A 22,081-nucleotide genomic window follows, 5' to 3' on the forward strand; every position below is an offset into this window, starting at 1 on the left:
GCGGTCTCTCCTCAAGAGGCTATGGTCAAGACGCAAGGGCTGTGCGATGGCGCATTCCTATGTCCCAGACCCTGCCCCTTACCGCAAGCGCCCTTGAACGGGCCGAAGCGCTGATCGCCTGCCCCAGTGTCACCCCGGCCACCGGCATGGTGTTCGACTGCCTGGAAGAGCAGCTGGCCCCGCTCGGCTTCGAGGTCCACCGCTTCGTGGCGGGCGAGGCGCCCGACGGTCCGGTCGAGAATCTCTACGCGGTGCGCCGCGGCCCGGAAGGCAGCCGCCACTTCAGCTTCGCGGGCCACGTCGATGTGGTCCCGCCGGGCGAGGGCTGGACCTCGGGCCCGTTCCTGCCGGAACGGCGCGGCGAACTTCTCTACGGGCGCGGCGCGGTCGACATGAAGGGCTCGGTCGCCTCGATGATCGCGGCGGCCGCCGAGATCCCGGCTGAGGCGGGCACGATCAGCTTCATCATCACCGGCGACGAGGAAGGCCCCGCGACCTATGGCACGCGCGCGCTGATGGACTGGATGGCGGCCCATGGCGAGAAGCCCGATCTGATCCTCGTGGGCGAGCCGACCTCGGTCCATCGCCTCGGCGACATGATGAAGATCGGCCGCCGCGGCTCGGTCAACATCTTCCTCTCGGTAGAGGGCGTGCAGGGCCACGTTGCCTACCCGCACCTTGCCGATAACCCGATCACCAAGCTGGTCGCGATGCTGGGCGAACTCGACGCGCTCGTGCTCGACGAAGGTACCGACTGGTTCCAGGCCTCGAACCTGGAAGTCACCGATCTTACCGTCGGCAATCCGGCGCACAACGTCATTCCCGCGAGGGCCGAGGCGCGCATTTCGATCCGCTTCAACGACCTGCATACAGGGGCCGAACTGGGCGAACGGGTCATCGCGATCGCCGAGAAGCACGGTGGCAGTGCGCGCCCCGTCATCTCGGGCGAATCCTTCCTGACCCAGCCGGGCGAATTTTCCGACCTGCTGGCCGAGGCAATCCGCGCCGAGACCGGGGTGGAACCGGAGCTTTCGACCGGGGGCGGTACGTCCGATGCACGCTTCCTCAAGGACATCGCGCCTGTCATCGAATTCGGCCTGTGCAACGCAACCATGCACAAGCGTGACGAGGCCGTGGCCATCGCGGACCTGGAAACGCTCGCGCGGATCTATACACGGGTAACCCAAGCGGCTCTGCGGGCTTGAAAAAACCGCTCGCACTTGCGAGCCTGACAGGATGAGGGGCCGCCACCACGCGTGAGCCCGGGGGATAAGGGTTCTAAAGCGATGGTGCGTTTCTGGTTCAAGGTGCCCCTGTGGCAGCGGGTGATTGCCGCGCTGGTTCTGGGCATCGCCGTCGGGATCTGGTGGGGGCCGGAGGCGGCCTCGATCAAGTGGATCGGTGACTTCTTCATCAAGTCGGTGAAGATGCTGGTGGTCCCGCTGATCTTCTTCTCGCTGGTCTCGGGCGTTACCGCCATCGGCGACTTGCGCAAGCTGGGGGCGGTCGGTGGCCGCGCCATGCTGCTTTTCGTCGTCACCGGGCAGATCGCGGTGTGGCTGGGCCTGTTTCTGGGCACCATGCTCAAGCCCGGCGAGGGCCTCGATACCAGTCGCCTTCAGTTGGGCGCGGTCCCCCCGCCCAACGAGACTACCGCAGTCGACATGATCCTCTCGATGATTCCGGAAAGCCCGGTCAAGGTCATGGCCGACGCGCAGGTTCTCCCGCTCATCGTCTTTGCCATGCTGATTGGCGTGGGCATCCTCATGGCCAAGGAAGAAGGCCACCCGCTCATCAAGATCTTCGATGCGGGCTCGGTGGTCATGCAGAAGGTCACGATGATCGTGATGGAGCTGACCCCGTTCGGCGTCTTTGCGCTGATGGCCTGGGTGGCGGGCACGCTGGGGCAGGACGCGCTCATCGCGCTCGCCAAGCTGGTCGGCCTCAACTACCTCGGCTGTATTATCATCATCGTGGGCATCTACGGCGCGATGATCCATTTCCTCGCGCGCCTGCCGGTGCATGACTTCTTCCGCGGCATCGTCGATGCCATGGCGGTCAGCTATTCCACCGCCTCCTCGAACGCGACGCTGCCTGTCACCATGCGCTGCACCGAGCGCAACCTGGGCGTCTCGAACGCGGTTGCCAGCTTCGTCGTGTCGCTGGGCGCCACGATCAACATGAACGGCACGGCGATGTACCTCGGGCTTGCCACACTGTTCGGCGCGCAGGTCTTCGGGGTCGAGCTCGACTGGGGGGCCTACTTCCTGATCTCGATCCTCTCCACGCTGGGCGCGGTGGGGGCGGCCGGCATTCCGGGCGCGGGCCTCATCATGATGGCGCTGGTCTTTGGCGCGGTCGGCGTGCCGCTCGAGACCATCGCGCTGGTCGCCGGTGTCGACCGCATCATGGACATGATGCGCACGACCACCAACGTCTCGGGCGATGCGGCCGTGGCGACCACGGTCGCGGTGATGACCGGCGAGATCGACCGTGCCGAAATGGTCAGCGCGGACGATGTCTGATCGGGAAGGGCAGGGCTTGAACCTGCCCTTGGCTCCTACTTCTCCAGCTTGACCGGCACGAAAGGCGCAAGGCCGCAGCCGCCTGCGCGCTGGAAGCCGTTGCCGATGCGCTGCAGCGGATAGATGATGTCGTTGCGGCACAGGCGCGTCAGCGAGGTCTCGTAGGTGAAGGTGTCCGCCGCGCGCAGGCCCGAGCAGCGGTTGGGCAACGTGACGCGCCACACGTTCCGGCGGCCCGCACTCAGGAAGTCGATGGTGTAGTCGTCGCGAATCTCGGTCGACGAGAAACTGTTGAGCGGGAGGCAGTCGCGCGCCTCGCCGATTACTTCGGCAGCGGGCTCTGGCGGAGGTGCCGGGCGGGGCTCCCCTTGCGCGCAGGCGCCCAGCGCCAGCGGCGCGGCAAACGGTAGAAGGCGCACGAGGCTCCTGGTGGCGGCGTGAAATGGCATCGGTGCTCTCCCATGGCGTCTCGGACTTCTGCAACGAAGGGGCATCCTGCCATGTTCCAGGCGGCGTGTCAGCGTGAAGGCTCGGGTTCGGCCTCGGCGGGACGCGGCAGGCGTGCGCCGCAGGCGTGGCAATGGCGCGCGCGGGGCAGGTGCTCGGCTTCGCCGCAGGCGGTGCAGGGCGGTGCGGGCGAGAGGCCGATGGCTCCGCGCGTGGCCCGGTCGAGCGATTCCGGCCCACGTCCCCGGTGCAGCGCGATCTCGCTGGTGACGATGCCGGTCGGCACCGCCAGTGTGCCCCAGCCCAGCAGCATCATCAGCGCGGTCACGAACCGTCCCACGGGTGTTTGCGGGATGATGTCGCCATAGCCCACCGTCGTCATCGTGGTGATCGCCCAGTAGATCGAGACGGGAATCGAGGTGAAGCCGTGGGTGGGCCCCTCGATCACGTACATCAGCGAGCCCAGCACCACGACGATGAGCAGGACCGAGGCGAGGAACACCGCGATCTTGCGGCGACTTGCGGCCAGCGCGACGGCCAGTTGCTGGTACTCGGCGATGTAGGCGGTGAGCTTGAAGATACGAAAGACGCGCAGGAGCCGCAGCACCCGCACGTCGATCAGGACATGGATCGCGGGGAACAGCAGCGCGAGATAGGTGGGCACCACCGCCAGCAGGTCGATGATGCCGTAGAAGCTCTTTGCGTACCGCCAGGGCTGGCGCAGGCACACGATCCGCAGCGCGTACTCGGCGGTGAACAGCGCGGTGAAGCCCCATTCGGCGAAGAGGAACTCGCGCGCCCAGCGGGCGTGGAGGTGGGGGGTCGAATCGGCGAAGACGACGCAGACCGACAGGAGGATCGCGGCGATCACGACCTTGTCGAACAGGCGGCCTGCAGGCGTCTCGGCCTCGAAGGCGATGCGGTAGATTCGCGCGCGCCAGCCTGGAGGCGGCCCGCCCCAGAGCGGGCGGGCCCGTGTTTCGTGTTCGAAAGTCTGCGCGTCCGCCATGCCCCCTCCTGGCTGCTTTGCGTGGCCCCTCAAGGACCTAGCCTAGACGCTTGGGGGGCTGCCTTGACCAGACGCAACCGGAGTGGGGATATCAGGCCTTGGCGGCAGGCTTGCGCACGGCCGCCTTGCGTGCGGCGGGCTTCTTCGCTGCCGCGGGCTTGGCGCCTTTTTCCAGCACCTTCGCCTTGAAGTCGCACAGGTCCACGACCGGGCAACGCCAGCATTCGGGCGTGCGCGCCTTGCAGATGTAGCGCCCGTGCAGGATCATCCAGTGGTGCGAACCGACCCGGAAGGGGTGGGGGACCTTCTTTTCCAGTCCCTTCTCGACCGCGAGCGGGGTCTTGCCCTTGGCCATGCCGGTGCGGTTGGCGACGCGGAAGATATGGGTGTCGACCGCGAAGGTCTCGGCCCCGAAGGCGCAGTTGAGAACGACATTGGCGGTCTTGCGGCCGACCCCGGGCAGTTCGACAAGGGCATCGCGGTCGGCAGGGACTTCGCCGCCATGCCTCTCGACCAGCATCTGCGAGAGCGCGATCACGTTCTTCGCCTTGGAATTGAACAGGCCGATCGTCTTGATGTGCTCCTTCAGCCCCTCTTCGCCCAGCGCGACCATCTCGGCCGGGGTCTTCACCTCCTGGAATAGCCGGCGCGTCGCCTTGTTGACGCCCACGTCGGTCGACTGCGCGGAAAGCGTCACGGCGACGAGGAGCTGGTAGACGTTGCCGAATTCCAGCTCGGTCACCGGATCGGGATTGAGCTCGGCGAGGCGGCGGAAGAATTCGAAGATATCGTCTTTTTTCACGTCGGGTCCGTTTCGTCATCCTCGCGGCGAGCGAGGGTGGGGTCGTTGAGCGCGCGGCGGCGCTGCATGGCGTCGCTGAAGGCTGCCGCCATGATGCCGGTCGGCATCGCGACCAGGCCGATCCCGCTCATCGCCACGAGCGAGGCGAGAAGTTTGCCGAGCGGCGTGACGGGCGAGACATCGCCGTAGCCCACCGCCGTCAGGGTGATGACCGCCCAGTACAGCGCCCGCGGGATCGAGCCGAAGGCTTCGGGCTGGACCTCGCGTTCGGCCCAGTAGAGCGCGGTGGCACCCAGGAGAAGCAGTCCGCCGCCCAACGCCAGGGTCACCAGCAGTTCGTAGCGCCGGTCGGTGAGCGCGTGCATCAATTCGCGCAGCGCGATCGAGAAGTGGCTGAACTTGATGAGCGCAGCAAGCCGGAGCAGGCGGATCAGGCGCAGCACGGCAAGGTCGGAAAAGAAGAAGGGCAGAAGCGAGGAAATCACCACGATGAGGTCGAGCAGGGCTACGGGCGTTGCCATGAAGCGCAGCCGCATCTTCCAGGCGGGCGTAGCCGGATCATCCTCGACCACGGCCCACACCCGCGCCAGGTACTCGACGCCGAAAATGACGCCGAAGACCATCTCGGCCCCGATGAAGAGCGCGCGGTGGGGCTGGAACAGGGTCTCCTCGCTGGCAAGGACAGTAAGCAGGATGGCCGCCAGGATCGTCGTCACCATCAGCCGGTTCATCCACGAGAGACCATGGCGCAGCTGCGCCGCCTCGGAATGGATGAACAGCTGGTCGTGGACGTAGCGGCGCAAGCCTGACCTCCCCTTAGAGCCCCAGCACCTCGGGCATGGTGTAGCGGCCTGCGTCCTTCTCGCGGACCCACTGCGCGGCCTTGACCGCGCCCTTGGCAAAGATGCCGCGGTTCTCGGCCATGTGCGAGAGGGCGAGGCGCTCGTTGTCGGCGAGGAAGTGGACGGTGTGATCACCTGCGACCGTGCCGCCACGCAGCGCGGCAAAGCCGATGTGGCCTTCCTCGCGCGTGCCGGTGATGCCGTCGCGGCCCCGGTCGGACACGTCGCCGAGCGTGACGTCGCGGCCCTTGGCGGCGGCCTCACCCAGAAGGAGCGCGGTGCCCGAGGGGGCATCGACCTTCATCCGATGGTGGGTTTCGACGATCTCGATGTCCCAGTCGTTGCCGAGCCGCGCGGCGGCCTCGCGCACGAGGTGGGCAAGGAGCGTGACGCCGAGCGAGGTATTGCCGGTCTGGAGCACCGCGATCTCAGCGGCGGCCTCGTCGATCAGCCAGTGGTGGCGCTCGGCAAGGCCCGTCGTGCCGATCACCATCGGGACCTTGGCCGCGACGGCCGCGTCGAGGTTGGCTTCCAGCGCATCGGGGCTGGAGAAGTCGATCAGCACGTCGGCCTTGGCGGCAAGGCCTGCGACGTCGCCATCGCGGTCCACGCCGCCCGCAAGGTCGAGCCCCGCGTCCGCGATCGCCTGCGCAATGGCCTGCCCCATGCGTCCGTTACTGCCGATAATTCCGATTCGTACCACTTGCCGTCTCCATTCAAGGCTGGTCTCATGGGCGGAATGGAACAAGTTCGCAACATCGTCATCCTGACCGGCGCCGGCGTATCCGCCGAATCGGGCATCGGCACCTTCCGCGATGCAGGAGGGCTCTGGGAGAACCACCGCGTCGAGGACGTGGCGACGCCCGAGGCCTTCGCGCGCGACCCGGATCTGGTCTTTCGCTTCTACGACATGCGCCGCGAACAGGTCTTGGAGGTGGAGCCCAACGCGGCGCACCACGCCCTGGCCCGCCTGCAGCGCGAGTGGCCCGCCCGAAGTGGAGGCGCGGTCATGCTGGTCACGCAGAACGTCGATGACCTCCATGACCGGGCATTGGGCGCATCGGACGGGGCCGAGGTGATCCACATGCATGGCGAGCATCTTTCGGCCTGGTGCACGGCCTGCGATGCGCGCACGCGCTGGACGGCAAGCTTGATCGACAGCCCGCCGTGCCCGTCCTGCGGCGCGCCGGCCCTGCGGCCCGATATCGTGTGGTTCGGAGAGATGCCCTACCGCATGGACGAGATCTTCGCGGCGCTGGAAGAGGCGGACCTGTTCGTCTCGATCGGCACCTCGGGCGCGGTCTATCCGGCCGCGGGCTTCGTGCGCACGGCCGCCGACATGGGCGCGCATACGCTGGAGCTGAACCTCCAACCCTCGCAAGGGACCGACTGGTTCGATGAGGCGCGCCATGGTCCGGCCACGCAGACGGTCCCGGCCTGGGTGGAGGAGATGCTTCAGGGGTAGGGGGGAAGACGGGACTTTCCGAGGGCCATCGCCCTCGGGCTCCCCAACCTTTCTAGCTCACGTTCCATGCGCACCCTTGGCTGCGTCAGGCGAGAGTGCTGATTTCGGGGGCAAGGGGAGATGACCCCTTGAATACTCTTCCTGTTTTACGCCCCGCAGGCTGAGCAGGCGGGGTCCTTGGCAATGCGGATCGAGCGCATTCCTGGGTTCATCCCGTCGATCAGGGTCAGCGATCCGTATTTCGGATCGCCAAAGGCCGCGTGACCATCCACCAGAACGCGGATCGCGTGCATCGCCGCGAAGGTCCCGACCATGCCCACCATGGCGCCCAGCACGCCGTCGGCGGCGCAGGTGTCGCAGTCCTGTGCGTCGAAGGCATCGCCCACGAAGCAGCGGTAGCAGGGCTGGTCTTCGCGGTGTCCGGCGAAGTTTGCGACCTGCCCCTGGAAGCGTCCGATCGCCGCGCTTGTCAGTGGTATGGCACGCGCAACACAGGCATCTGACACCGCGAGGCGAGTCGCGAAATTGTCACACCCGTCCAATACCAGATCCGCGTCGGGAAGAATCCGGTCGGCGTTGTCTCCCCCCAGCCGTTCGACCACGGCCGTCACTTCCAGACCAAGATCAAACCGCCGCACCCATTCGGCCGCCGCTTCCGCCTTGGGCGTGCCGACATCCGACGGCGTGAAAATCGTCTGACGCTGGAGGTTGCTGACGTCCACGACGTCATCGTCGACCAGCGTGAGGCGTCCTATACCGGCTGCGGCCAGGTACTGCAGGGCTGGACTGCCAATGCCACCGCAGCCGATCAGGACCACATGCGAATTGGCGAGCGCCGCCTGGCCCGCTCCGCCGATCTCGGGCAGCACGATATGGCGCGCAAAACGCGCGAGGCGTTCAGGGGCCAGGCTCATGGCGCATCGCCCTCGCTGGCAAGGGGGCTCTCGCGCACGAACCCGTGCAGGCCGAACCACCACTGCGCCGCGATCACCGCGCCTTTCACCGGCTGGAGCATGCCCAGCATCATCACTAGCGCGAGCGGGATGACGATGAGGAAGATCGCGAGCGGCTCCAGGGCAAAGTCCTTGGACAGCGCAATGACGATCGGGGCCATCAGGTGCCCGGTCACGATCATGGCGATGTAGGCGGGGAAGTCATCCGCGCGCTGGTGGGTGAGGTCCACCCCGCACGAGGCACAGCTCTCATTGGGTTTGAGCCACTTGCGAAAGAGGTGCGCCTCGCCGCAGCGGGGGCATCGCCCGCGCCCGGCGCGCAGGGCGGCCTCGGGGAAGGTGGCGGGAAGGGCGATCTCGTGAGCGGCGCGCATGGCCATGCCCTAGAGCAGGCGGGGGGGCTCTATCAAGCGCGGATGCGGACGGGGCAGGGGCGCTCAGGAACGAGCGATGCGCACCCGGTTGCGCCCGGCTTCCTTGGCCTCGTAGAGCGCGGCGTCCGCGCGGCGGCTCGCCTCGTCCAGTTCGGTGAGGGAGCGCAAGGGGGCAAGGCCGCAGGACAGGGTGACCGGCCAGGCCTCGTCGAGGAGACCGGTGTCGAGCGCAATCGAGGCGCGCAGGCGCTCCATCACGAGGCGCGCCTCGTCGACCAGCGTGTCGGGAAAGAGCAGCGCGAATTCCTCCCCGCCCCAACGGCAGCACACATCGCTGCGGCGCAAGTCCGCTTCCAGGGCCTGGGCGAGCTTGCGCAGCAGTGTGTCACCCGCCTCGTGGCCGAATCGGTCGTTGACCAGCTTGAAATGATCAAGATCGATCAGGGCGAGAACGGCGTTTCCGGGACGGGAGAGGGCGCATTCGGCCGCCTTCCTGAATCCCCGGCGATTGAGCAGTCCGGTCAGGGGATCGTGCTCGCTCAGCGTTTCCAGCCTGGCGATGCGCGTGGAGGATTCGTGCGCGGCGACGATGACCCCGTCGAGCAGGCGGCCCACCAGGTCATCGCTGCCGGTGGGGATTGCGCCCGGGTGTTCGCCTGCCTGGATCGCGCGCAGCAGATTGGTGGCCTTGCGGATGGGGGAGAGCAGGCCGTGGATGGCGAGCACGCCGAAGATCGTCCCGGCCAGCGTCGCGCCGAGTACGACGATGAGCGTGGGGACCGACCAGCCTCCCGAAAAGGCCTGAAAGGCGAGCGTCGCCAGAAGCGGTACGTGCACCGCGAAGAAGCAGATGAAAAGAATGCGCCATTCGTAATGACGGCGAAACAGGAAAGTCGTTGCGTTGTAAAAGCGCATGGTGGGGGCTCCTGCGGCTTTTTGTGTCTGTGTATTGGGTCGCTTCTCTCGCTTTACCTCAAATATTCACGGCAAGGGTGTACGTGGGTTAACGTTGTTTTGCACGATCATGGTGTTTTGCAGACATGCAAAAGGGGCGCCCGGTTGCCCGAGCGCCCCTTGGTGCAATCTGTCGTGTTGCGGCCCTGGCCGCGCAGATCAGCTTTCGAGCTGGCGCAGCAGGCTGCGCACGTCGCCATCCATGTCGGCATCGCGGGTGCGCAGTTCCTCGATGAGGCGCACCGCGTGGATCACCGTCGAGTGGTCGCGGCCACCGAACTTGCGGCCGATCTCGGGGTACGAGCGCGGGGTGAGCACCTTGGCGAGGTACATCGCGACCTGGCGTGGGCGCACCACGGCGCGGGCGCGGCGCTTCGAGCTCATCTCGGTGCGGTCGATGCGGTAGAACTGGCAGACCGTGCGCTGGATCTCGTCGATCGTGATGCGGCGGCGGTTGGCCGAAAGAATGTCGGTGAGCTGTTCCTCGGCCAGCTGCAGCGACACCTGCTGGCCGGTGAGCTGGGCGTAGGCGATCAGCTTGTTGAGGCCGCCGACCAGTTCACGCACGTTCCGGTTGATCGTGCGCGCCAGGAATTCGACGACGTCGGTGGGCACGTCGATCGAGGCGAAGCGCTGCAGGCGGTTCTCCAGGATCGCGCGGCGCAGTTCGATGTCGGCGGGCTGGATGTCCGCGACGAGGCCCATCGAGAGGCGCGAGAGAAGGCGCGGCTCGACCCCGTCGAGCGCCTGGGGCGCACGGTCGGCGGCGAAGACCAGTCGCTTGCCCTCGGCGAGGAGCGCATCGATCGTGTAGAGCAGCTCTTCCTGGGCCGAGGCCTTGCCGATGATGAACTGGATGTCGTCGACCAGAAGGAGGTCGAAGCCGCGCAGGCGCGCCTTGAACTCGATCATCTGGTTCTGGCGCAGCGCCTGGACGAACTCGACCATGAAGCGTTCGGCCGAGCAGTAGAAGATCCGGGCGTGCGGGTGATTCGTGAGGTAGGCGTGGCCGATCGCGTGCAGCAGGTGCGTCTTGCCCTGGCCCGTCGAGGCCTTGAGGTAGAGCGGGGAGAACTGCGGCGTTTCGGTTGCGGCCATGCGCTGCGCGGCGTTGCAGGCAAGGACGTTGCTCTCGCCGGTCACGAACGAGGAGAAGGTCTGCGAGGCGTCGATGCCGGCCGGGCCCTGGCCCAGCGCGGTGAAGGCTTCGCCCGAGAGCGCGGCGGAAAGGGGATCGCCTGCGCTATGGGCCGAATCGTTCGCGGGCGCGCGGCTGGGGCGGCCGCTGCTGCCAAGACGCAGCTCGGGGAGCTGGCGACGGCCGGGCTGAACCAGGATGCGCACGTGGCGCACGTCGGGGCGCGCGATCTTCCAGGCCAGCGAGAGACGGTCGGCAAAGCGATCGTTCACCCAGTTGGCCGAAAATTCGGTGGGGAGATAGAGATCGAGCGTGCCGGTTTCCTTGCAGTAGTTGCCCGGCTGAATCGGCTTGATCCACTGGCTGTGCGCCTGATGGCCAAGGTCCTTGCGCAGGCCCTGGCTGATGTCAGCCCAGTCTGCTGCGAGGTTCACCGCTTCACGCTCCTCTTCCGTCGTCACTTTGACTGCCTTGACCTTCTTGCTTGCGCTGCCTGCGCCCTGACCCGTTGACGATACTGACACCTTACCGAACTCCCCTGGTTCGCTGCCAAAACCAACGTGGCACACCTGAAAAACCGAATGCGAATGCGGCAAATGCGACGAAAGCGGACCTCGCTGGGGACAAAACCTCCCCGCGCTGCAAAAGCTCTTTTGCAGCCGCTCGATCCACTCTATCGCGATTTGCCCGGCCAGTTCCGCAACGGCCGGAAGTCCTTTTAGGGAGGGCTTTGGCCCACAGGCAAGACGGCCATCCCAAAATAAAAAAATTTAAGGCAGTTGACTCACGTAAGTCTGCGGGAAACGCCGTAACAAAAGTGTTTTGTGGCGGAATTCCAAGGGTTTGCGGATTTCGCTGCGGCGAATCGCGGTGTTTCCTAGGCTTTCGTCAAACGAGTTGGAAACACCTGCCCGGAACGCAACAAGGCCGGGGATCGCCTCCCCGGCCTTGTTCCACTTTCGTACTGATTTTGGCCCGGATCGGAGGTCCGTTCCGGGCGAATCAGGAAAGGATCAGAGCGCCGAAACGCGCTTCGTCAGACGCGACATCTTGCGCGCTGCGGTGTTCTTGTGGAGCACGCCACGGGCAACGCCACGGGCGAGCTCGGGCTGGGCTTCCTTGAGCGCGGCCGAAGCTGCGGTCTTGTCACCACCGGCGATGGCGCTCTCGACCTTCTTCACGAAGGTGCGGATGCGGCTCATGCGGTTGGTGTTGATCAGTGCACGACGCTCATTGCGACGGATGCGCTTACGGGCTTGCGGCGTATTGGCCATTAACGTTCCTCTGTCTGGCCGCCTCGCGGCCCCTTGCCTGGTCGAATCTCGAAAATTTGGCGAACGGATTCGCCGGAAAGCGCGCCCCATAGCGGTGAGGCCCGATTTCGTCAAGATGCAGCGCGTGTCGGGAATGGCTCATTTCTGGCATTTCCGGCACCAGAAGGTGCTGCGCCCGCCCTGCACGAAGCGCAGGACCGGCGCGCCACATAGGCAAGCTTCGCCCTCGCGTCCATAGACCTGCCAGGAAGTCGCGAAATAGCCCAGTTCTCCGGTGGGCTGGGCGTAGTCGCGGATGGTCGAGCCGCCCGCCGCGATCGATTCGGTGAGTACGTCGCGAATCGCGGGGACGAGTCGTTTGAGCGCGGGGAGGGTGACTTTGCCCGCCGCCTTGTCGGGTCGGATGCCCGAACGGAAGAGCGCTTCGCACACGTAGATGTTGCCCAGCCCCGCGACGATTCCCTGGTCGAGGAGGAGCAGCTTCACAGGAGCGATTCGCTCCTTGAAGGCGGTCTTGAGGTGGGCGGGCGTGAGGTCCGGGCCAAGCGGCTCGGGGCCCATCTTCGCAAACGGCCCCCAACTTTCAAGGCTCGCGCTGGGAACGAGATCGACCGAACCGAAGCGGCGCGCGTCATTGAGGGCGAGCGTATGGCCGGCACCTGTGGTGAGGACGAGATGGTCGTGCTTCTCGGGGCGTTCGGGCTCGATCCGCCAGCGGCCCGACATGCCCAGGTGAAAGACCATGGTGACCTCGCGGTCGGTATGGACAAGGCCGTATTTGGCGCGCCGTCCCATGCCGGTCACGCGCGCGCCCGTCAGCGTCTGGACGAGATCGGGCGGGAAGGGGCGGCGCAGGTCGGGGCGGTTCACGGCAACGCGGGCAATCCGCTCGCCATCTAGAAAGCGGGCAAGGCCGCGCACAGTCGTTTCGACTTCGGGAAGTTCGGGCATGGTACTGCCTGTGTAGGTACGATTGGCGAGGGATGCGAGAGGTGTGCAGGTGACGGCCTCGGCTTACAAAATTGTAAGGGGCATCTCCTAGAGGCTCTTCCTCATGCTTTTCGTTACCTTTCCGAGGCGCGCCTTTCTCGCGCTGGCCTGTCTTGCGGGCGGTTTCGTCTGTGGGCCAGCCCTGGCGCATCCAGGCGGCCTCGATCGCAGTGGCTGTCACCACAATCGCCGCACGGGCGACTACCATTGCCATCGGCCGTCCGCGCGGCAGCGGCCGACCGCACCGTCTGCTCCCTCCGTCCAGTCTGGGGCTGTGGATGGGGCAGGGACCTACTATCCCAACTGCGCGGCGGTGCGCGCCGCGGGACGGGCCCCCTTGCGGCGGGGCGAGGCGGGCTATCGGCACGGGCTCGACCGGGACGGTGACGGCGTTGCTTGCGAATAAGGCGCCTGCGCATGGGACGCGTCCGAGAGGACGGCGCTTTGCCGTCGCCAGAGCAGTGCGGGCAGGGTAAGTCCCCCGCCATGGCCGATTCCTCTCCATCCCACCCCGCGTCGTCCTCCGCGTTGCGCCCCTTCCTGATGTTGGGGCTGGTCATGCTGTTCTGGGCGGGCAATTCCATTGTCGGGCGTGCGGTGCGCGCGGATATTCCGCCGTTCACGCTGGCCTTCGGGCGCTGGGTGATCGCGGTCCTCTTCGTGGCCCCGCTGGCGCTCCCGAAGCTGCGCGCGCAGTGGCCTCAGGTGCGGGCGCGGGCCGGGTGGCTTGTCCTGCTGGGGTTTCTGGGCGTCGTCTGTTTCAATTCCTTCGTCTATTCCGGGCTCCACCACACCAGCGCGACGAATGCGTTGCTGCTCCAGGCCGCGGTGCCGACCTGTGTGCTCCTGTTCGACTTCCTGCTTTTCCGGGGGCGTCCGGCGGGCTTGCAGGTTGCCGGCGTGGCGGTCTCGACCCTGGGCGTGCTCTTCATCGTCTTTCGCGGGGATTGGGCCGCGGTGGAGGCGCTTGAGATCGGAGGGCTGGGCGATGCGCTGATCCTGTGCGGGGTGGTGTGCTGGGCCTTCTACACGGTGCTTCTGCGCAAGAAGCCCGAAGTGGATGCGCCGGTCTTCGTGTTCCTGACCTTTCTGCTGGGCGCCATCGCGCTGGCCCCGCTCGCCGCCTTCGAAGCCGCGCGCGGACTGACCGTCGCCTGGTCCTGGCCGGTCGTGGGGGCTTTCGTCTATGTCGGGCTGTTCCCCTCGGTGCTGGCCTACTTCATCTATATAGCCGCGACCATGCAGCTGGGCCCGGCGCGTGCGGGGCAGGGGATCACGCTGATGCCGCTCTTCGGCGCGCTCCTGTCCGCGCTGCTGCTGGGCGAGGATATCGCGCTCTTCCACGCCGTCGGCATGGGCCTCATCCTGGCGGGCATCGTGCTGGGTGCGTTTGCACTGCGCGCAGGTGCAAAATCACCAGTGGCGCTCCGCGCACCACGGGGCTAGAGGACTGAGTCATGAGTGAAACGGTTTCCTTCGGGTACGAAGAGGTCGCCGCCGAGGAGAAGGCCGGCAAGGTCGGTGCCATCTTCTCGAACGTCGCGCGCAAGTACGACATCATGAACGATGCCATGTCGGCTGGCATGCACCGGGTGTGGAAGGACGACTTCGTGCGCCGGGTGAAACCCCGCGCGGGCGAGCAGATCCTCGACATGGCGGGCGGCACGGGCGACATAGCCTTCCGCATGGAGGCCAAGGGCGCCATCGTCACGGTCTCGGACATCAACCAGGACATGCTCGATGTCGGTATCGAACGCGCGATGGAGCGTGGCATCGACACCCTCGTGTGGTCGCGCCAGAACGCGGAGGAGCTGAGCTTCCCCGATCGCCACTTCGACGCCTACACCATCGCCTTCGGCATCCGTAACGTCACCCACATCGACAAGGCGCTGGCCGAGGCGCACCGCGTGCTCAAGTACGGCGGGCGCTTCTTCTGCCTCGAATTCTCGACGACGCAATGGCCCGGGTTCAAGGAAGTCTACGACGCCTACTCGCACAAGCTGGTTCCCAAGCTGGGCAAGATGATCGCGGGCGATGCGGACTCCTACCGCTACCTCATCGAATCGATCCGCCGCTTCCCGCCCATGCCCGAGTTCGAAGGCATGATTCGCGCGGCCGGCTTCAAGCACACCAAGGTCGAGCCGATCCTGGGCGGTCTTGTCGCGATCCACTCGGGCTGGAAGGTCTGAGGCAGACACTGTGACGTCCCGACTGACGCATATTCGCAGGCTCCTGAAATGGGGCCGGGTCCTCGCTCGCCACGGCGCACTGCGCGGGATCGAGAACGACCGCAACGCGCCCGCACCGGTCAAGCGCCTGTGCCGCGTCGCACGCTTTGGGGCCAAGCAGGGGGACGAGCCCGACTACGCCGGCGCCTTCGGCTCGATCGGTCCGGCTGCGATCAAGCTGGGCCAGGCGCTTGCAACGCGGCCCGACCTTGTCGGCGAGGGCCCCGCGCGCAACCTGCTGACCCTGCAGGACAGCCTGCCGCCGGTGGACTTCGCGCTCATCCGCAAGCGTGTCGAGGAAAGCTTCGAGCGTCCGCTGGAAGAGATCTTCGCGACCTTCGAGGAGCAGCCCATCGGCGCGGCCTCGATCGCGCAGGTCCACGCCGCGACCACGCTCGACGGGCGCAAGGTGGCGGTCAAGGTGCTGCGTCCGGGCATTCGCGAGCAGTTCAACCGCGATGTCGAGACCTACGAGTGGGCCGCCGCGCATCTGGAGGCCTTCGGGGGCGAGGCGGCGCGCCTGCGCCCGCGCGCGGTGATTGCCAATCTCAAGCGCTGGACCGTGCGCGAGTTGGACCTGAGGCGCGAGGCCGCCTCGGCTTCCGAGCTCGCCGACGGGATGAAGGCGGTCGAGGGCTACCGCATTCCCGCCATCGACTGGGAGCGCACCAACGGCCAGGTCCTGACGCTCGAGTGGGTCGACGGCATCAAGATGAGCAACCTGGAGGCGATGAAGGCGGCGGGCTACGACCTGCCCGAGCTTGCCCACCGCCTGGTGCTCACCTTCCTCAAGCAGGCGATTTCGGCCGGTTTCTTCCACGCCGACATGCACCAGGGCAACCTGTTCGTGCAGGGCACGCCCGAGGACGCCACCATCGTTGCCATCGATTTCGGCATCATGGGGCGCATCAACCGCCAGGCGCGGCTGTGGCTGGCCGAGATCCTCTATGGCCTGACCACCGGCAACTACAAGCGCGTCGCCGAAATTCACTTCGAGGCGCAGTACGTGCCGAGTTACCATTCGGTCGAGGATTTCGCGACGGCGCTGCGCGCGGTGGGCGAGCCCATGCGCGGAAAGCCCGTGTCCGAGCTTTCGGTCGGGCAGATGCTCGACGGGCTTTTTGCGATCACCCGCGATTTCGACATGGCCGTGCAGCCCCACCTTTTGCTGCTGCAGAAGACCATGGTCATGGTCGAGGGGCTGGCGACCGCGCTCGACCCGCAGATCAACATGTGGGATGTCGCCGCGCCCTTCGTGAAGGACTGGATCCGCGACGAACTGGGCCCCGAGGCCGTCATTGCCGACCGCCTGCGCGAGGACCTGGCGACGGTCGCGCGTCTGCCCGCGCTGGTGCGCCGGATCGAGGAACGCTTCCCCCCCAAGGGCGGCGCACCCGAACAGGCTCCGCTCCCCGAAATCGATCTGCTCTGGGAACGTAAGCGTAAACCCGATGGTAACCACCTTGGTGGTTATATTCTCGCGGCAATCGCGGGGGGCATGGCCGCATGGGCGGTAACGTACTGGAACATGATGCTGTAACGCGCAGGGCCTGGGCCCTGTGGGAGTTTGCGCTGCGCGTTGCTGCAGAGCAGGGGGCATGACCGTCCCGTGCCGCCTTGCCGGAACCTTGCGTTCGAAAGAGCGCTTGTCCGAAGGCCGTAGTCCTCTCGACAGCGGCCTCGCCTGCGCCCCGGGCGGCAGCGTACCTGCGTTCTTTTCCTCCAAACCGATTGCGTGATGATGAGTGCTGTTGCAGAAGCCAGAACCATGAACGGACCGCGTATTCTCCTGGTCATCGGCGGCGGCATCGCGGCCTACAAGGCCTGCGAGCTTGTCCGCCACATCCGCAAGGAAGGCGGCGAGGTGACCTGCGTCCTGACCGAGGGCGGTGCGCAGTTCGTCACGCCCATGGCGCTCGCCGCGCTGTCGGGGAACCCGGTCTACACCTCGCTCTTCGATCTCAAGGACGAGGTCGAGATGGGACATATCGAGCTTAGCCGCGCGGCCGACCTCATCGTGATCTGCCCGGCGACCGCCAATCTTCTTGCCAAGATGGCCTCGGGCATTGCCGACGATCTTGCCACCACCATGCTGCTTGCCACCGACGCGCCAGTGATGGCCGTCCCGGCGATGAACGTGCGCATGTGGCAGCACCCGGCGACCACGCGCAACGTGCAGGTGCTGCGCGATGCGGGCGTTGACGTGATGGAGCCCGACGAGGGCACGATGGCCTGCGGCGAGTACGGCCCTGGCCGTCTGCCCGACCCGGTCGCGATCTGGCAGCGTATCGCCTGGGGGCTGGGCCTTGGCCCCGTCGAGGTGGCCCCGCTTCCGGGCGAAGTGACCTACGACCAGAGCTTTCCCGGCCTGCCTCCCGCAACGGGTGGCGACGGCCAGGTCTGGCAGCCCGAGTTCGACGATCCCGAGCCCGAAGAACAGGACGAGGGCGGCATGGGCCTTGGCGGCCTGTCGGGCGGGATGATCCTGCGCGGCGGTGCAGGCAAGGCGAAGAAGGCGGTGGACCTGGGCGGCGGCGAGAGCACGTCGGAGGCGGCGCCTGCCGATTTCTCCGCATCGCCGCTCATGGCCAAGAAGGGGGCGGCCCGCGCCGCTCCGCCGACCGATCCCGAGGCGATGAACCACCTTACCTCCGCGCACGGCGACTTCATGCGCGCCCAGCCGCTCGCGGGCGAAGACCCTTACGCGCATCCCACCATGCTAGCCGATGGCGGCTACGACATGACCCCCTTCGTTCCGGGCGAGGGGCCGCTTTCGGGGCGCCACGTGCTGGTCACGGCAGGCCCCACCTGGGAGCCGATCGACCCGGTCCGCTACATCGCCAACCGTTCGTCGGGCAAGCAGGGCTTTGCCATCGCCGCCGCCGCCGCACGGGCAGGCGCACGGGTCACGCTGGTCGCGGGGCCGGTCTATCTGCCCACCCCGCCCGGCGTCGACCGGATCGACGTGGAAAGCGCGCTCGACATGGCCGAGGCGGTCAAGCAGTCGCTGCCCGCCGACATCGGCGTGATGGTCGCGGCCGTGGCCGACTGGCGCCCGGTGAGCGTTGCAGGTCAGAAGCTCAAGAAGCGCGGGTCCGCCCCGCCCGCCTTGCTCCTGACCGAAAATCCGGACATCCTGGCGACCGTGGCTTCGCGCCCGGACCGTCCGCCGCTCCTTATCGGCTTTGCCGCCGAGACCAACGACGTGATCAAGTACGCGACCGACAAGCGCAAGCGTAAGGGCGCGGACTGGATCATCGCCAACGACGTCTCGGGCGATGTCATGGGCGGGGACGCCAACGCGGTCCACATCGTGCGCGGCGATGACGTGATCTCGCTTCCCGAAATGCCCAAGGAGGAGGTCGCCCATCTCCTTGTTGAAAGGATGATCGATGCATTCGCCAGCTAATGTCCCGGTGCCGCTGAAGGTCCTGCCCCACGGCAAGGGCCTGCCGCTTCCCGCCTATGCGACGGCGGGCGCGGCGGGGATGGACGTGGTCTCGGCCGAGGATGTCACGATTGCCCCGGGCGCACGCCACGCGGTCGCAACCGGCCTCGCTATGGCGATCCCCGAAGGCTTCGAAATCCAGGTGCGGCCGCGTTCAGGGCTCGCGCTCAAGCATGCGATCACCGTGCCCAACACGCCGGGCACCATCGATTCGGATTACCGCGGGGAGCTGAAGGTCATCCTCATCAACCACGGGACGGAAGGCTTCTCGATCGTGCGCGGGGACCGTATCGCGCAGCTCGTGCTCGCGCCTGTCACCCAGGCGACCTGGCTTGAGGTCGAGGAGCTGGATGAGACCGTACGCGGTGAGGGCGGCTTCGGCTCGACCGGCGGAGTGACCGCGCTCGGCAACTGAGCCCGGAAAGGGCTTGCCCTAGAGGGTGAGCCACCAGGCCAGGGCCGATCAGGCCAGGCAGGCACTCACGCCAGCCCCAGCGTTTTTCGGATTTCGTCGCTCGCGTATTCGGCGGGGGGCTGGGCGATTTCGCCGATGAGTTCGCCAAGGACGTCATGGGGCATGGTTGCCCTCAGTCCTCGTTCCTGGCGTTGCTGCGCCGCTGTTGCCGCTCACGTCGGCGCTTCACCATCCACCAGCCCGCACCGCCAAGACCGAACACGGCAAAGGCACCGCGCGCGACAGTCGCGAAGGCCGCTTCCAGCGCGCCCACGGTAACGCCCCAGAAAAGCTGGGACATGATCGCCATGAAGGTGTTCATCCTCGCGGGGTCTCCCAAAGAGGTGGGGCAGGCCAGTCTGAGGTCGGAATAGGGCGGCAGCAAGGCCCCAAAAGCTTAGGGCGAGCCCGCCTTGCGACGGACCCGCCCCTCGGTGTCTCCCAGTAGGGAGCCCGTCAATATCGTGGAAGATGCAAGATTACTTGTCTTCAGGTGCCACTGTAATGCGCACGGTCTCGCCCGAGTTCCCGGGAAAATCGGTAAACATCGCTTCGACGAGATTGGGGACCAGATATTGCAGGCTGTTCGAGGTCGAGAGGGCCTGGGCCTTGCCTTCGAAGAGGCGCTGGCCATCGGCGGCACGGTCGATCTTCACTTCGATGCCGCTGGTGAACACGGTGTACGAGTTCATGCCGCCATCGAAGTAGGGATCGTAGAAGCCATAGCGCCACGGACCGCCGTAAAAGCCCCCGAAGCGGCCGTAGCCACCGAAGCGGCCATAGCCGTACCAGGGGTCGTAATAGGGCGACATGCGCGAGCGCACGCGCTCACGGCCGGTGTCGATGCCATAGTCGAAGCGCACGATCATGTCCGCGGTCGCAGGATCGCGCGTCGGCGTGTAGCCAAGCTCGGCCATCTGCTCGGCCACGAGACCTGCGTACTGCGCGAATTCGAGGCCGCCTTCGAGCTTCTCGTCGTCGGCCACGACCGCGAACGTCTGTCCTGCCGGGGCGGGCAGCTGCGACTGGAAGCGCGAGACGTCCGCCTTGAAGGGCGTCGCACAGGCGCTCACCGCCACGAGCATGAGCGCGGCCAGCGCCATGCGCAGGTGCGCGGCGAGCGGGGTGCGTCCCGGTTGGCCGTAATTCTGGGTCATCCTATTCACTCCACTGGCCTCTGTCTGGGCAATCGGCAGGGTTGAATTCCCGGCCCCGCGGGAGGGGGCGAACCGATGAGGCTCTTCACGATATTGCCGTTCCGGGTCTGAATAGCGGTTGAATGGCGCCGGGCTTGCGGTGAACTGCAAACGCGTGAATCGGGCAGACCTGCGCGATTTTCCATTTTCCGCACGTCGAACAGGGGTTAGGCAACGCCCTGTGATATAGGCACTTTGCACGGGGAAAGCGAGTCCGGTTCATGCGTATTCTCTCGGTCAACTGCGGTACGGTGGCGCGTTTTCGCGCAGCCGATGAATACAGCGCCATCGCCAAGCGGGCCGTGGAAGGGCCTGTGAAGGTCGGCTGGCTGGGCCTGGAAGGCGACCGGCAGGCTGACCTTTCGGTCCACGGCGGACCGGAAAAGGCGATCCAGCACTACCCCCACGATCACTACGCCCACTGGCGCGAGGTGCTCGGCGGGCATCCGCTGCTCGACGGTGAAGGAGCCTTCGGGGAAAATATCTCGACCGAGGGCTTGCGCGAGGAGGAGGTCTGCATCGGGGATTGCTTCCGCATGGGCAGCGCGCTCGTCGAAGTCGCGCAAGGGCGCCAACCCTGCTGGAAGCTCGACCACCGCTTCGATGGCGCCAAGGTGATGGCCGGTGTCGTGGCGACGCGGCGCTCGGGCTGGTACTACCGGGTCCTGGAAGAGGGCGAGGTCGCGGCTGGCGATGCGCTGGAGCTTGTCGAGAGGCCCTATCCGGCCTGGAGCGTGGCCCGCGTCTTCGGCCTGCTCATTGCCGGGGACCACAAGAAGGACCGTGCGGGGCTTGAAGCACTGGGCGAGGTGACGCCGCTGGCCGAGGCCTGGGCGAAGCGCCGCGCGAAGCTGCTCGGGTGAGGGCGATGCGATGGTGGAGCGGGCTGGTGCTGGGCGCTGCGCTTGCGCTTGTGCCGCTTGCCGGCGCCGCGCAGGCCGCGAGCGAAGCGCCAGGAGCGGCTCCGGCGTGGGATCTGCGCGCGGGGCAGGCCCTGGCTCTCCTTGATGCGCGCTGGTGGCGTGAGGACCTGGGGCCGGAAGGCGATTGGGAGCGCGCGGGCGGCTGGCAGCGCTTCGTGCTGGCGGACGTGCTCATGGCCTATCGCGCGCGCACCGGCGATACCCGCTGGGACACGCGCATCCATGCAGCGCTGCGCAACCATAGCCGCCTTGCGCTCAACGACGATGCGCTCTGGGCGGTGATTGCCAGTGTCGATGGCTGGCAGATGGAGCGCGACCCGGCGCTGCTCGACTACGCCGCGCGTACCTTCGCGGAACTGGTCCGGAGCCATTGGGACGGGACCTGCGGTGGGGGCATGTGGTGGAACCCGCGCCACACCTACAAGAACGCGATCACCAACGAGCTTCTGCTGACCGCCGCGACACGGCTCTACCGGGCGACGGGCCAGGAGGAGTACCGCGCCTGGGCGCTGCGCACCTGGGGGTGGCTGGGGGCTTCGGGCATGATCGGCGCGGACGGGCTGGTGAACGATGGGCTCGTGATCGATGCGAAGACCGGGATCTGCCGCAACAACGGCCAGCCGCGCTGGACCTACAACCAGGGCGTGCTGCTCTCGGGTCTCTCGGACCTGACCGAAATGACGGGCGCGCCGATCTACCGGGCCCGCGCGGTGGCAACCGCCCGCAGCGCCCTTGCCACCCTCGCCCATCCCGATGGCACCCTGCGTGAGCCTGTCCCGGAAATCGGCGCCGATGGCCTGGCCTTCAAGGGCATCTTTGCCTTCCACCTTGCCTACCTGATGGATGCCCTGCCCGAGGGGGCCGACAAGGAGGCCCTGCGCGAGGCGGCACGCCGCAATGCAGAGGCGATCTGGCGGATCAGTTCACAGGGGGAAGAGCCCATCGATTCCGACTGGATCGGGGGCAAGGGGCAATATGGTGCGGCCGCGCAGATGTCCGGCGCGGCGATGCTGCTGGCAGCCGGACGTTAAGCGTCTGCGGAGACAAACAGGGAGGGGA

At 66.6% G+C, this 22,081-nt stretch carries 24 protein-coding genes; 11 read left to right on the plus strand and 13 right to left on the minus strand.

What is annotated here, in order from left to right; genetic code table 11:
- Positions 1–59: 59 nt before the first annotated feature.
- On the plus strand, positions 60–1,205 hold the full coding sequence (dapE, locus tag HT578_RS18530) for a succinyl-diaminopimelate desuccinylase (protein ID WP_039388269.1): 1,146 nt from the start codon (positions 60–62) through the stop codon (positions 1,203–1,205).
- An 81-nt stretch (positions 1,206–1,286) separates the two neighbouring features.
- Positions 1,287–2,525: a dicarboxylate/amino acid:cation symporter gene (locus tag HT578_RS18535; protein ID WP_213501020.1), complete on the plus strand. Its 1,239-nt coding sequence runs from the start codon at positions 1,287–1,289 to the stop codon at positions 2,523–2,525.
- 35 nt (positions 2,526–2,560) lie between these two features.
- Here the strand turns inward: HT578_RS18535 and HT578_RS18540 are convergent, their stop codons facing one another.
- From HT578_RS18540 to dapB, 5 genes are all read right to left on the minus strand, one after another.
- Positions 2,561–2,974: a hypothetical protein gene (locus tag HT578_RS18540; RefSeq protein ID WP_052321926.1), complete on the minus strand. Its 414-nt coding sequence runs from the start codon at positions 2,972–2,974 to the stop codon at positions 2,561–2,563.
- A 68-nt stretch (positions 2,975–3,042) separates the two neighbouring features.
- On the minus strand, positions 3,043–3,981 hold the full coding sequence (locus HT578_RS18545) for an ion transporter (protein WP_213501021.1): 939 nt from the start codon (positions 3,979–3,981) through the stop codon (positions 3,043–3,045).
- 91 nt (positions 3,982–4,072) lie between these two features.
- A complete protein-coding gene (nth, locus tag HT578_RS18550; RefSeq protein ID WP_213501022.1) occupies positions 4,073–4,783 on the minus strand; it encodes an endonuclease III in 711 nt (236 codons plus the stop codon).
- Entirely contained in the window at positions 4,780–5,586 is an 807-nt protein-coding gene (locus tag HT578_RS18555) for a potassium channel family protein (RefSeq protein WP_213501023.1), read from the minus strand. The genes nth and HT578_RS18555 overlap by 4 nt, the downstream gene beginning before the upstream one ends.
- A 13-nt stretch (positions 5,587–5,599) precedes the next feature.
- Entirely contained in the window at positions 5,600–6,328 is a 729-nt protein-coding gene (gene dapB, locus HT578_RS18560) for a 4-hydroxy-tetrahydrodipicolinate reductase (RefSeq protein WP_213501024.1), read from the minus strand.
- Positions 6,329–6,364: 36 nt separating this feature from the next.
- Here dapB and HT578_RS18565 point away from each other — a divergent pair, with 36 nt between their 5' ends.
- Positions 6,365–7,090: an NAD-dependent deacylase gene (locus HT578_RS18565; RefSeq protein WP_213504461.1), complete on the plus strand. Its 726-nt coding sequence runs from the start codon at positions 6,365–6,367 to the stop codon at positions 7,088–7,090.
- A gap of 146 nt (positions 7,091–7,236) precedes the next feature.
- On the opposite strand, the gene HT578_RS18570 is transcribed toward HT578_RS18565, so the two are convergent.
- From HT578_RS18570 to mutM, 6 genes are all read right to left on the minus strand, one after another.
- Positions 7,237–8,004 (minus strand): HesA/MoeB/ThiF family protein, encoded by a 768-nt coding sequence (locus HT578_RS18570; protein ID WP_199904328.1) that lies wholly within the window; start codon positions 8,002–8,004, stop codon positions 7,237–7,239.
- Entirely contained in the window at positions 8,001–8,417 is a 417-nt protein-coding gene (locus tag HT578_RS18575) for a DUF983 domain-containing protein (protein ID WP_213501025.1), read from the minus strand. The genes HT578_RS18570 and HT578_RS18575 overlap by 4 nt, the downstream gene beginning before the upstream one ends.
- 63 nt (positions 8,418–8,480) lie before the next feature.
- Entirely contained in the window at positions 8,481–9,332 is an 852-nt protein-coding gene (locus HT578_RS18580) for a GGDEF domain-containing protein (RefSeq protein ID WP_213501026.1), read from the minus strand.
- 198 nt (positions 9,333–9,530) lie between these two features.
- Complete coding sequence (dnaA, locus tag HT578_RS18585) at positions 9,531–10,970, minus strand: chromosomal replication initiator protein DnaA (protein ID WP_213501027.1); 1,440 nt, start codon at positions 10,968–10,970, stop codon at positions 9,531–9,533.
- Between the two features lie 552 nt (positions 10,971–11,522).
- On the minus strand, positions 11,523–11,783 hold the full coding sequence (rpsT, locus tag HT578_RS18590; RefSeq protein ID WP_213501028.1) for a 30S ribosomal protein S20: 261 nt from the start codon (positions 11,781–11,783) through the stop codon (positions 11,523–11,525).
- Positions 11,784–11,921: 138 nt separating this feature from the next.
- Entirely contained in the window at positions 11,922–12,734 is an 813-nt protein-coding gene (gene mutM / locus HT578_RS18595) for a bifunctional DNA-formamidopyrimidine glycosylase/DNA-(apurinic or apyrimidinic site) lyase (protein ID WP_213501029.1), read from the minus strand.
- Between the two features lie 103 nt (positions 12,735–12,837).
- Between mutM and HT578_RS18600 the strand changes: the two genes are divergently transcribed.
- From HT578_RS18600 to dut, 6 genes are all read left to right on the plus strand, one after another.
- Positions 12,838–13,179: an excalibur calcium-binding domain-containing protein gene (locus tag HT578_RS18600; RefSeq protein ID WP_213501030.1), complete on the plus strand. Its 342-nt coding sequence runs from the start codon at positions 12,838–12,840 to the stop codon at positions 13,177–13,179.
- 11 nt (positions 13,180–13,190) lie between these two features.
- The gene (locus HT578_RS18605; protein ID WP_338422154.1) at positions 13,191–14,219 is read left to right on the plus strand and encodes a DMT family transporter; all 1,029 of its coding nucleotides are present in this window, start codon (positions 13,191–13,193) and stop codon (positions 14,217–14,219) included.
- Positions 14,220–14,230: 11 nt separating this feature from the next.
- Complete coding sequence (locus HT578_RS18610) at positions 14,231–14,962, plus strand: class I SAM-dependent methyltransferase (RefSeq protein ID WP_039388249.1); 732 nt, start codon at positions 14,231–14,233, stop codon at positions 14,960–14,962.
- 10 nt (positions 14,963–14,972) lie between these two features.
- Positions 14,973–16,541, plus strand: a complete 1,569-nt coding sequence (gene ubiB / locus HT578_RS18615) for a 2-polyprenylphenol 6-hydroxylase (RefSeq protein WP_213501031.1) — start codon at positions 14,973–14,975, stop codon at positions 16,539–16,541.
- A gap of 228 nt (positions 16,542–16,769) precedes the next feature.
- Positions 16,770–18,410, plus strand: coding sequence for a bifunctional phosphopantothenoylcysteine decarboxylase/phosphopantothenate synthase (locus HT578_RS18620; RefSeq protein ID WP_213501032.1), 1,641 nt, complete (start codon positions 16,770–16,772; stop codon positions 18,408–18,410).
- Complete coding sequence (gene dut, locus HT578_RS18625; RefSeq protein WP_213501033.1) at positions 18,394–18,864, plus strand: dUTP diphosphatase; 471 nt, start codon at positions 18,394–18,396, stop codon at positions 18,862–18,864. The genes HT578_RS18620 and dut overlap by 17 nt, the downstream gene beginning before the upstream one ends.
- Positions 18,865–19,036: 172 nt before the next feature.
- Here dut and HT578_RS18630 read toward each other — a convergent pair whose 3' ends face one another.
- Both HT578_RS18630 and HT578_RS18635 read right to left on the minus strand, forming a co-directional pair.
- Entirely contained in the window at positions 19,037–19,225 is a 189-nt protein-coding gene (locus HT578_RS18630; RefSeq protein WP_213501034.1) for a hypothetical protein, read from the minus strand.
- A 157-nt stretch (positions 19,226–19,382) separates the two neighbouring features.
- Positions 19,383–20,006, minus strand: a complete 624-nt coding sequence (locus HT578_RS18635) for a DUF4136 domain-containing protein (protein WP_422394398.1) — start codon at positions 20,004–20,006, stop codon at positions 19,383–19,385.
- 314 nt (positions 20,007–20,320) lie between these two features.
- Here HT578_RS18635 and HT578_RS18640 point away from each other — a divergent pair, with 314 nt between their 5' ends.
- Together HT578_RS18640 and HT578_RS18645 are read left to right on the plus strand one after the other, a co-directional pair.
- Positions 20,321–20,962 (plus strand): MOSC domain-containing protein, encoded by a 642-nt coding sequence (locus tag HT578_RS18640; protein ID WP_213501036.1) that lies wholly within the window; start codon positions 20,321–20,323, stop codon positions 20,960–20,962.
- Positions 20,963–20,967: 5 nt separating this feature from the next.
- The gene (locus HT578_RS18645; protein WP_213501037.1) at positions 20,968–22,053 is read left to right on the plus strand and encodes a glycoside hydrolase family 76 protein; all 1,086 of its coding nucleotides are present in this window, start codon (positions 20,968–20,970) and stop codon (positions 22,051–22,053) included.
- The last annotated feature ends 28 nt before the right edge of the window (positions 22,054–22,081 follow it).

This window comes from Novosphingobium decolorationis (assembly GCF_018417475.1).
In the GTDB taxonomy this organism is placed as follows: domain Bacteria; phylum Pseudomonadota; class Alphaproteobacteria; order Sphingomonadales; family Sphingomonadaceae; genus Novosphingobium; species Novosphingobium decolorationis.

Excerpts from the sequence above, each read along its gene's own strand:
- dapE (WP_039388269.1), top strand. The coding sequence starts at position 60 with ATGTCCCAGACCCTGCCCCTTACCGCAAGCGCCCTTGAACGGGCCGAA.
- HT578_RS18535 (WP_213501020.1), top strand. The coding sequence starts at position 1,287 with ATGGTGCGTTTCTGGTTCAAGGTGCCCCTGTGGCAGCGGGTGATTGCC.
- HT578_RS18540 (WP_052321926.1), bottom strand. The coding sequence starts at position 2,974 with ATGCCATTTCACGCCGCCACCAGGAGCCTCGTGCGCCTTCTACCGTTT.
- HT578_RS18545 (WP_213501021.1), bottom strand. The coding sequence starts at position 3,981 with ATGGCGGACGCGCAGACTTTCGAACACGAAACACGGGCCCGCCCGCTC.
- HT578_RS18565 (WP_213504461.1), top strand. The coding sequence starts at position 6,365 with ATGGAACAAGTTCGCAACATCGTCATCCTGACCGGCGCCGGCGTATCC.
- HT578_RS18570 (WP_199904328.1), bottom strand. The coding sequence starts at position 8,004 with ATGAGCCTGGCCCCTGAACGCCTCGCGCGTTTTGCGCGCCATATCGTG.
- HT578_RS18575 (WP_213501025.1), bottom strand. The coding sequence starts at position 8,417 with ATGCGCGCCGCTCACGAGATCGCCCTTCCCGCCACCTTCCCCGAGGCC.
- HT578_RS18580 (WP_213501026.1), bottom strand. The coding sequence starts at position 9,332 with ATGCGCTTTTACAACGCAACGACTTTCCTGTTTCGCCGTCATTACGAA.
- rpsT (WP_213501028.1), bottom strand. The coding sequence starts at position 11,783 with ATGGCCAATACGCCGCAAGCCCGTAAGCGCATCCGTCGCAATGAGCGT.
- mutM (WP_213501029.1), bottom strand. The coding sequence starts at position 12,734 with ATGCCCGAACTTCCCGAAGTCGAAACGACTGTGCGCGGCCTTGCCCGC.
- HT578_RS18600 (WP_213501030.1), top strand. The coding sequence starts at position 12,838 with ATGCTTTTCGTTACCTTTCCGAGGCGCGCCTTTCTCGCGCTGGCCTGT.
- HT578_RS18605 (WP_338422154.1), top strand. The coding sequence starts at position 13,191 with ATGGGACGCGTCCGAGAGGACGGCGCTTTGCCGTCGCCAGAGCAGTGC.
- HT578_RS18610 (WP_039388249.1), top strand. The coding sequence starts at position 14,231 with ATGAGTGAAACGGTTTCCTTCGGGTACGAAGAGGTCGCCGCCGAGGAG.
- HT578_RS18620 (WP_213501032.1), top strand. The coding sequence starts at position 16,770 with ATGAACGGACCGCGTATTCTCCTGGTCATCGGCGGCGGCATCGCGGCC.
- dut (WP_213501033.1), top strand. The coding sequence starts at position 18,394 with ATGCATTCGCCAGCTAATGTCCCGGTGCCGCTGAAGGTCCTGCCCCAC.
- HT578_RS18630 (WP_213501034.1), bottom strand. The coding sequence starts at position 19,225 with ATGAACACCTTCATGGCGATCATGTCCCAGCTTTTCTGGGGCGTTACC.
- HT578_RS18635 (WP_422394398.1), bottom strand. The coding sequence starts at position 20,006 with ATGGCGCTGGCCGCGCTCATGCTCGTGGCGGTGAGCGCCTGTGCGACG.
- HT578_RS18640 (WP_213501036.1), top strand. The coding sequence starts at position 20,321 with ATGCGTATTCTCTCGGTCAACTGCGGTACGGTGGCGCGTTTTCGCGCA.
- HT578_RS18645 (WP_213501037.1), top strand. The coding sequence starts at position 20,968 with ATGCGATGGTGGAGCGGGCTGGTGCTGGGCGCTGCGCTTGCGCTTGTG.